The organism is Kocuria sp. ZOR0020, from assembly GCF_000800955.1.
Taxonomy (GTDB): Bacteria; Actinomycetota; Actinomycetes; order Actinomycetales; family Micrococcaceae; genus Kocuria; species Kocuria subflava.
The window spans coordinates 1-7,816 of record NZ_JROX01000199.1 but is presented as its reverse complement, the minus strand read 5'-3'; the positions used below and the strand labels follow the sequence as shown (position 1 = coordinate 7,816).

Here is a 7,816-nt window from a genome sequence, read left to right as displayed (position 1 = left end):
GGTGACTCTGAGGCAGTGACTCTGAGGCAGGGACCTGGCAGCTCCGAGCGGTGGTGGCAGCTCCGATCAGTTCTCCGGCGGTGTCAATCGCAGCAGCTTGGCGTTCTCACCGTCTTCAACCACCCAGATACTGCCATCCGGTGCCTCGGCCACGTCCCTGATGCGGGAACCCATGTCCCAGATTTCCCCGGCAACGGCGCGGTCGTCGTCGATCTGGACGTGGACCAGGGCCTGGCCGGAGAGCGCGCCCATGAAGGCGTCTCCCTGGAACTGGGGGAAGGTGTCGCCGTCGTAGATCATCAGACCTGCGGGGGACACGCTGGGAGTCCACCAGGCAACGGGTCCGATGAATTCGTCATCTGAGCTGTGATCCGGGATCTCATCCCCTCCGTAATGGGAGCCGTTGGAGGCCTCAGGCCAGCCGTAGTTCTCACCGGCGCGAATCAGGTTCAGCTCATCGCCACCTTGCGGGCCCATCTCTGAGGACCACAGCGTTCCGTCCGGGGCAAAAGCCAGGCCCAGGGGGTTTCGGTGACCGTAGCTGTAGATCTCCTGGCTCACCCCACCGCGATCCGCAAACGGATTGCCGGGAGCCGGGTCCCCGTCCGGGGTGAGCCGCAGGATTTTGCCCAGACCGCTGTCCACGTCCTGTGCGGGTTCCATTTTCTGCCGGTCGCCCGAGGACACGTAGAGGTGTTCGCCATCCGGGCTGAATGCCATGCGGTGAGAGAAATGCCCGTTACCGGAGGTCTTGGGCTGCTGCTCCCAGATCACCTCCAGGTCGCCTAGGGAGGCCGAGTTCTCCGTCTGCTCCAAGGTGGCACGCCCGATCACAGCACCCGTGCCGCCGTCGCCGTCCTCAACCCAGCTCAAGTAGACGGTGCGGTCCTGCTCAAAATTCGGGCCCAGCACAATGTCCCCCAGGCCGCCTTGTCCCTGCACCACGGGTTCTGGCACGCCGTCCACCGTGATCTGCCGGTCACCGTTGGTCTCCCGCAGGATCAGGTCACCGGTGATGGTGGTGATCAGCAGCTGCTCGGAGTTCGGCAGGAACTCCAGAGCCCACGGGGAGTCGTAGTTTCCCATCTCCTCCACGGCAAACGGCAGCTCGTCCTCATCCGCTTCTGCGAACGACGGCGACTCCTGGCTCGGATCTTCAGAGGTGGGCGAGGCCACCGAGGTGGTGGGTTGGTCTTGAGCCCCGTCACCGCCGTCGCCGCAGGCCACCAACCCCAGTCCGGCCACGGTCAGGCACGCCAAGGACGTGTGGAAGGTTCGCCAACGCTGAGTCATCCCTCCACCGTACGGGAAGCATGCTGTCAGATGGCAGGGGAAACGTGCTTACCATCGGTCCATGACTGGAACACGCCGACTGCGCTTCAACGGACACATTGCAGGGGTCGGGACGCAGGAAGGGACACGTCTGGTGCTGGGTTGCTGGAACCGGACCCCGCACGGCCCGTTCGCGGACGTCATGGTGGAGCGCGCTGACGGCCACCGACTCCTACTGGCCCCTGATGCCTGGGTGGCCGATTTTGTCACCAACACCTACACCTTTGACGACGTCGCCGTGGTTGACGTTCACGTTCACCGATCCGGCACTGCGCGTGGGTCACGCTGGTTTGTGACGGCTGGTCCCTTGCAGTGGGAGTTCACGGTGGGCACTCGCCATCCACTGGGACACCTGTTGCGCGCGGTGCCGAGATGGGTGGGGACCACCTTGAACTTTGCCCGGATCACCGATGTGGTGGCATCACGCGTGATGCCAGGTGTGCGGACCGTGGGTTCGGCCGGGAAGGGCCGAACAGAGTGGTATACCGCCCATGACCTCCACCGACTCACCGATTCCGTGGCCACCTGGGACGGCCAGTCCCTGGGTGCCATGACCGATGTGAGACCGTCACCGCGGTTCGGTTTCAGCTCCACGCCACAGTTTCCGGCGGTGACAAACGTGACCACCACTGTTGCCGTTCCTGTGCCCTAGCTGAACAAAAGATTAAAACGCTCTTAATTTTCTCCGGTACGATCGATGGACTGTTGGGGAAACACAAGCGGCATGGGGATGCCGCACCAACATTGGGGGAGAGAACCATGAGCATGCGTACGCGCAGCGACCGTGATGAGCGAGCAGTGGCAGCCGAATGGGAAACGGGTGCCGATGAGCCCACTGGTCCAGGGGTACCCCGTCCCCCGGCCCCCAAAACAGTGGTGTGGGCCAGCCTGGTGATCCTGTTGGCCGTCAATGCACTGTTCCTGCTGGCCAATGTTGCTCACGCCATGGGGGACGGCACAGAAGATGGTCTGCTGGGCATCTTTGCGCCCGTGGCATGGGAAGGCGACCACGACGGTTCCCACATTGAGGTCTGGGGGCACATCCAATTGTTTGCCGCCGCAGCCATCCTGGCAGTCCTTGCCCGCAGCTACCGCAGTTTCCTTCTGGGCGCTTGGGGATTCGCGCTGTTCGTGGTGGTGGTGGACGATCTCTTCCAGATCCACGAGGACGTGGGCGAGGTCTTTGCCGAAATGTTCGGCTTCAACGCCGCCTTCGGTCTACGGCCTGAAGACTTCGGCGAATTGCTCACCTGGGCCGTCTTGGGTGTTCTGGTCCTGGTGCCACTGGTGATTGGTTACGTGAAGGCGGGCGCTTGGGAGCGCAGGCAGTCGTGGATCTTTGTGGCCATCCTGATCCTGCTGGCCGTTTTTGCCATCGGCCTGGACATGTTGGCCATCATGCTCCAAGGCCACGTGCCCGGTCCTGTTTTGAGGGCGGTGGCTTTGGCCGAAACAGCTGGGGAGATCATCCCCATGTCCCTGTTCCTTGCCTTCACCATCAAGTTGGCTCTGGCCCCGGGGCGGCTGCATACGGCCAGGTGACGGGCGGCGCCGTCGTCGTACATGGATGCCGCGCCGACCTCACTCAGCGGCGGGGCTCTCCCGGTTCTCCCGACTGGCGCGCTTCCAGCGGCGCGAGGCCACCACGGTCATGGTGATCACCGCAGCCCACCCCAGTATCACAATCACCCCGTTGTACCAGGTGGGATTGGCGACGACGGCGCCCAAGGCCACCAAGGAAATCTGCCCCGGCACCACTGAGATCACGCTGGCGCTCAAGAACGTCTTCTGGTCAATGCCAAAGGCCCCGCTGCCGTAGTTGACCGGCCAGTACGGCACACCGGGCATCAGACGCAACGTGGCCACCGCCTCGAATCCGGCGCCGTCCAAGTAACTCTCCACGCGGGGACCGTGGGAGCCCAGGATGCGTCGAATCAAATCGGTGCCCACGGCGCGCGCGATCCAGTACCCACCCCATGATCCCAGCAGCACACCCACCACGGAGACCGCGCTGCCGATCACCGGACCGAACAACAGACCTCCGGTCACGGCCATCACAGTCACGGGAATCGGGGTCAACGCAACCACCGCATAGATGCCGATGAACACCAGCCAGGCCAGCCAGCCGAAATCGTCTATCCGGTCCTCGAGTTCCTGGGCGGATGGCAGATCCACGTTGAACACCAACCAGACCATGGCCAGCAGGACCACCACCAAGGCCCCGTTGCGGAGCAGTGAGTCCCAGGAGGTCCCGGAAACCTTGTCGCCCTTCACCTAATCCTCCTGCGGTGTTGATGAGTCACGGGGCCACCGGGTAGTGACTGCGGATGGCGATCCTGTTCCAGGTGTTCATCACAATGGCCAACCATGTGATGGCAGAGACCTGTTCATCGGTGAGGGCATCGTCATCCCACGTCCGGGTGGGTGGGCCGGAGATGTTGGTGACCTCCTCGGCCAGTGCCAGGGCAGCCTGTTCCTGCGCGGAGAAGTACTGGGACTCCCACCAGGCAGCAACCAGGGCCAACCGGTCCGTGGTCTCACCCAAGGTGATGGCGTCCCGAGTGTGCATGCGCAGGCAGAACGCGCAGCCATTGATCTGCTAAACCCGGATCTTCACCAGTTCGGCGAGCTTGGGCTCAAGGCCTGCAGCCTTGACGGCCTCACTGAGCTGGGAATCGAGGTCGACCACCTGCTGGTAGGCAGCGGGGTGGTTCTTGGTCAGATTGACATGCGGCATGATGCCGTCCCTTCCTCGGGGTGGTACCGATCGTGAGGTGCAGCGCAGCGGAGCACGTGATCCCCGTGGGTGGCGGCTGGTTCCGGGGGAGTGCTCTCAGATGTCAAGACTAGGGGCTGATACTGACGGCACAGGGCAGAACGTCTTGTCACGGCCTTGAACGTTATGACCGTGACGAACGTGGCTGCCGCTCGCACTGCCGCTGCCGCTGTGGCTGTCGCCGCCGCCAGGGCTCATGCCGTGACGGTGTGGGGGTCCTGGGTCCATGGGTACGGTTGGGCCACCGCGATGTTCGGTTCCGACCGCACAAGGCCCGTGTCAGTGGCGCAACTGCACATGCCGGTGGCGCAAGCGTACATTCCGGCCGCTTACCTCCACATGGCATTCGGGCAGGTCAATGGGCCGGCGATGAAACAAGGTCGGATCCTCCCGATGTCCCGGGAAGATCCGACCTTGTGTGCATGGGGTGCCTGAGTAGTACGTTCGGCAACTCCGCCCCCAAGACGAAAACCCTGGTCAACCGCCTCGACCGTGGGGTCTACGAGGTCTCTCGACGTCCCCAGAATACCGCTCCGAAGGACGATCGTGGCCCCGTCGTGAGGACTGTCGAGACGGCTCAAACTTTTCTCACCGCCTCCGAAGTGGACGCCCTCGTCGGCGACTACCTCGCCGGGATGAGCGTCAAGACACTCGCCGAGAGGTACGGCATCCACCGCGCCACGGTGTTCTCCCACCTGCGCCGCCGCAACGTGCCGAGCCGCCGACCGGGGCTGGGACTCGACGAGAAGGCGGAGGCGGTGCGGCTCGCCCGTGCGGGTGTCTCGATGCGAGCGATCGGTCGTCGGATGGGCGTGGACCGCAAGGCAGTGCGTGCAGCTCTGGTCGAGGCTGGCCTCATCGCGGACAAGATCATCGACGGCGTGTCGTGAAGCAGGATGGTGGTCTGGCTCCGCGCGAGGGCGCATCAAAGTTCGAATGTCAGTGGTCCACCGTAGGCTTGGATTGACGGTACGAGAGCGGCTCGACCGCAGGTGACGGGAGAGTCAAGCATGGCCAAGTCAGTCTTCTATAGCTTCCACTACGACCGCGACGCATGGCGGGTGCAGCAGATCATCCAGATGGGCGCGTTGGAGGGACAGCCCATCCTCAACGCGCAGCAGTGGGAGGAAGTCAAGCGCAAGGGTGACGCGGCCATCAAGAAGTGGATCGCCGATCAGATGGCCTACAAGTCGGCAGTCGTAGTCTTGATTGGCGCTCAGACTGCCAGCCGTCCGTGGGTGCGCCACGAGATCGCGCCCGCCTGGGACAACCACAAGCCGCTGGTTGGCATCCGAATCCATGGGCTGGCCGACCGCAACGGCAATACCGACTCATACGGAGAGAACCCGTTCAGCAAGGTGTCGCTCAAGGGCGGCGGCACCGTCGGCGACTACGTGCCGGTCTACAGCCCCAGCGGATCGAACAGCCAGGCCGTCTACGCGGACATCAAGGCGAACATCACTTCTTGGGTCAACAATGCCTACAAACGATCCTGACTGCCCCTTCTGCGAGATCGTCCAGAGAGACGACCCCGATGCCCGCGAGGTCTATCGCGATCAGCATGTCGTCGCGTTCTTCCCCCACAACCCGGCAACCCTCGGACACACCCTGGTCATCCCTCGCATCCACGTTCCCGACATCTGGACGCTTGACCGAAGCACTGCAGAACAGCTCGCTGACGCAACAACCCGGCTCGCCGCAGCGGTCAAACGTGCAGTCAATCCGGACGGGCTCAATGTCATCCAGTCCAACGGCAGTGCGGCGAGCCAGACTGTCTTCCACCTGCACATTCATCTTGTGCCTCGCTGGGAAGGCGACCCCATCGGCCACATCTGGCCGCCCGAAAGCAACTACAGCGAGAAGGAGAAGGACGACGCGTGGGAAGCGCTGAGAGTCGAGTGTCGGAAGGCGAGCAACAGTTGAGCACGTCGAGCGCACCCTCTGAAGAAGATCGGCGGAAGCACCTCGACTTCATCCAGGCAGTCGTCACTCGCATGTCCGCTGCGTCATCAAGCGCGAAGGGGTGGCTGCTGCCAGTTGCGACGGCCACCTATGGGTTCGCGCTGATCCAGCACTCCCGGGCGGTAGCTCTGCTCGGACTCGCTGCGGTCGTGCTCTTCATGTTCCTCGACGCCAACTACTTGCGACAAGAACGCGCCTATCGGCGCCTGTACGACACAGTTGCACGGGGCACGCGGGCCGTCCCGCAGTTCTCACTCGACCCATCCGAAGCTGACGATCCGATACCGGCGTCGGCCAGATGGCGTGAGCGAGTCAAGACTGTTGTTGGCCGATGGGTCTCGACCTGGAGCGTTTGGTCTTCGTGGTCGATTCTGCCCTTCTACGGCGCGCTCTTGCTCATAGGAGTCGGCATCTATATCCGCGCCGTCCTCTCCTAGCTGCGGCCCAACCGGGGCCGACCGTGTACCTCGTCGGTAAGTGAAACGCCGAGAGGAACCGATGATGGCCAACTTGAGCGATGTTGCGAGCGACGAGCGCACCGCGAGGATGGTGCTGTCCATGCTCGTCGAGCCCAATGACCCGGTGACAGGACGCATCTTGTCCAGGCTCAGAGCAGTCGAGACGCTTTGGCTCGCTGAGCACGACCGCGAAGTAGTCGGTCTGAGCCCAGTGGACGCGCAGGTCTGGCGCGAACGCCTCAGGGTGCCAGATGCAAGGGAGCTCGCCGGGCGAATCGACCAGGTGCACCAATCGGGGGTTCGAGCACTCATCCCAGGCGATAACGACTGGCCTACCGCCTTCGACGATCTTGGTGAAGTTGCGCCCTACGTGCTGTGGACTCGCGGCACGTCGTCCTTCCTCTCGCGTCCGATGAGCGATCTCGTCACGATCACCGGGGCTCGGGCATGCACCTCCTACGGTGAATACGTGGCTCGGAAACTCGCCAGTTCCGTTGCCGCAGAGGAACGAGTTGTCGTCGCGGGAGGTGCCTACGGGATCGAAGGCGCGTCGCACCAGGCCGCCCTCGCTGCAGGTGGCGACACGATCGCCATTCTCGCCAACGGAGTCGATCGCCCGTACCCTGTCGGCCATCGCGACCTGCTTGATCGCGTCGCTGATGTCGGCCTTCTCGTCAGTGAGGTTCCGCCGGGTGCCGTTCCGACCCGACACCGGGTCATCGCCCGAGCCCGGCTGATGGCTGCGCTGTCCTACGCGTCGGTGATCGTCGAAGCGGGTGCTCGATCTGGCTCACTGCTGGTTGCCCAGCGAGCCGACGAGCTCGGCCGACGTGTCGGTGCCGTTCCCGGACCAGTCACGAGCGCCGCCAGCATAGGACCGCACCGCTTGTTGCGCGACGGCATCGCGACCTTGGTGGCGGACACTTCGGACCTCGCCAAGCTCGTGGAGCGGGGCCAGGTGTCACGAGAGCGACTCGACATGGAGCAGGTCCGCCCACCTTCGCCTGCTCCGACGCGCACGCTGTAGCGCGCCGGTCAGCAGTGGACGCCGGAGCCTGAACTCAGCGAGAGCTTCGAGTGAGCTCACCCAGTGGCACATCCTCGGAGAGCTCCTGCCGCTGCTGCCGCTGCTCGCGGTATTCACGGGCGCGAGCCCTTACGAGGAGAACGACGCTCACTGGGCCGATGGCCATCATCTTGAGAGCGTTCCAGAGGCAGACCAGCACGACGAGGTGGAGCCACCCTGGGCCGCCACTCTCGATGAGCGTGGTGCACCAGAAGGCGGCGG

11 protein-coding genes and 1 pseudogene are annotated in these 7,816 nt (G+C 63.7%); 7 read left to right on the top strand and 5 right to left on the bottom strand.

Annotated features, from left to right (window positions below):
* Nucleotides 1-66 precede the first annotated feature (66 nt).
* Nucleotides 67-1,293, bottom strand: a complete 1,227-nt coding sequence (locus L979_RS11445) for a PQQ-dependent sugar dehydrogenase (RefSeq protein ID WP_047692340.1) — start codon at nucleotides 1,291-1,293, stop codon at nucleotides 67-69.
* 61 nt (nucleotides 1,294-1,354) lie between these two features.
* Here L979_RS11445 and L979_RS11440 point away from each other — a divergent pair, with 61 nt between their 5' ends.
* Nucleotides 1,355-1,984 carry a hypothetical protein gene (locus L979_RS11440; RefSeq protein WP_047692339.1) on the top strand — a complete coding sequence of 210 codons (630 nt, stop codon included), beginning with the start codon at nucleotides 1,355-1,357 and terminating at the stop codon, nucleotides 1,982-1,984.
* A 107-nt stretch (nucleotides 1,985-2,091) separates the two neighbouring features.
* Nucleotides 2,092-2,874, top strand: coding sequence for a hypothetical protein (locus tag L979_RS11435; RefSeq protein WP_156125568.1), 783 nt, complete (start codon nucleotides 2,092-2,094; stop codon nucleotides 2,872-2,874).
* 39 nt (nucleotides 2,875-2,913) lie between these two features.
* Here L979_RS11435 and L979_RS11430 read toward each other — a convergent pair whose 3' ends face one another.
* The 3 genes from L979_RS11430 to L979_RS16790 are packed head-to-tail and all read right to left on the bottom strand — an operon-like array spanning nucleotide 2,914 to nucleotide 4,069.
* Complete coding sequence (locus L979_RS11430) at nucleotides 2,914-3,606, bottom strand: TVP38/TMEM64 family protein (protein ID WP_047692337.1); 693 nt, start codon at nucleotides 3,604-3,606, stop codon at nucleotides 2,914-2,916.
* A gap of 25 nt (nucleotides 3,607-3,631) precedes the next feature.
* Entirely contained in the window at nucleotides 3,632-3,901 is a 270-nt protein-coding gene (locus L979_RS16795; RefSeq protein WP_231559522.1) for a carboxymuconolactone decarboxylase family protein, read from the bottom strand.
* 30 nt (nucleotides 3,902-3,931) lie between these two features.
* Nucleotides 3,932-4,069 (bottom strand): hypothetical protein, encoded by a 138-nt coding sequence (locus tag L979_RS16790; RefSeq protein ID WP_231559521.1) that lies wholly within the window; start codon nucleotides 4,067-4,069, stop codon nucleotides 3,932-3,934.
* Between the two features lie 171 nt (nucleotides 4,070-4,240).
* Between L979_RS16790 and L979_RS11420 the strand changes: the two genes are divergently transcribed.
* From L979_RS11420 to L979_RS11395, 5 genes are all read left to right on the top strand, one after another.
* Nucleotides 4,241-4,543, top strand: coding sequence for a hypothetical protein (locus L979_RS11420; RefSeq protein WP_156125567.1), 303 nt, complete (start codon nucleotides 4,241-4,243; stop codon nucleotides 4,541-4,543).
* 122 nt (nucleotides 4,544-4,665) lie between these two features.
* Nucleotides 4,666-4,998 (top strand): hypothetical protein, encoded by a 333-nt coding sequence (locus L979_RS11415; RefSeq protein WP_231559520.1) that lies wholly within the window; start codon nucleotides 4,666-4,668, stop codon nucleotides 4,996-4,998.
* A 120-nt stretch (nucleotides 4,999-5,118) separates the two neighbouring features.
* Nucleotides 5,119-5,604: a TIR domain-containing protein gene (locus L979_RS11410; RefSeq protein ID WP_047692335.1), complete on the top strand. Its 486-nt coding sequence runs from the start codon at nucleotides 5,119-5,121 to the stop codon at nucleotides 5,602-5,604.
* Nucleotides 5,585-6,031, top strand: coding sequence for an HIT family protein (locus tag L979_RS11405; RefSeq protein ID WP_047692334.1), 447 nt, complete (start codon nucleotides 5,585-5,587; stop codon nucleotides 6,029-6,031). Before L979_RS11410 ends, L979_RS11405 begins: the two co-directional genes overlap by 20 nt.
* 537 nt (nucleotides 6,032-6,568) lie before the next feature.
* The gene (locus L979_RS11395; protein ID WP_231559519.1) at nucleotides 6,569-7,555 is read left to right on the top strand and encodes a DNA-processing protein DprA; all 987 of its coding nucleotides are present in this window, start codon (nucleotides 6,569-6,571) and stop codon (nucleotides 7,553-7,555) included.
* Nucleotides 7,556-7,589: 34 nt separating this feature from the next.
* On the opposite strand, the pseudogene L979_RS16785 reads toward L979_RS11395, so the two are convergent.
* Nucleotides 7,590-7,816: pseudogene (locus L979_RS16785) on the bottom strand (sulfate permease); the annotation flags it as partial.

What these genes read in the sequence shown, in the direction of transcription:
- L979_RS11445 (WP_047692340.1), bottom strand. Translation starts at nt 1,293, where the DNA reads ATGACTCAGCGTTGGCGAACCTTCCACACGTCCTTGGCGTGCCTGACC.
- L979_RS11440 (WP_047692339.1), top strand. Translation starts at nt 1,355, where the DNA reads ATGACTGGAACACGCCGACTGCGCTTCAACGGACACATTGCAGGGGTC.
- L979_RS11435 (WP_156125568.1), top strand. Translation starts at nt 2,092, where the DNA reads ATGAGCATGCGTACGCGCAGCGACCGTGATGAGCGAGCAGTGGCAGCC.
- L979_RS16795 (WP_231559522.1), bottom strand. Translation starts at nt 3,901, where the DNA reads ATGCACACTCGGGACGCCATCACCTTGGGTGAGACCACGGACCGGTTG.
- L979_RS16790 (WP_231559521.1), bottom strand. Translation starts at nt 4,069, where the DNA reads ATGCCGCATGTCAATCTGACCAAGAACCACCCCGCTGCCTACCAGCAG.
- L979_RS11410 (WP_047692335.1), top strand. Translation starts at nt 5,119, where the DNA reads ATGGCCAAGTCAGTCTTCTATAGCTTCCACTACGACCGCGACGCATGG.
- L979_RS11405 (WP_047692334.1), top strand. Translation starts at nt 5,585, where the DNA reads ATGCCTACAAACGATCCTGACTGCCCCTTCTGCGAGATCGTCCAGAGA.
- L979_RS11395 (WP_231559519.1), top strand. Translation starts at nt 6,569, where the DNA reads ATGATGGCCAACTTGAGCGATGTTGCGAGCGACGAGCGCACCGCGAGG.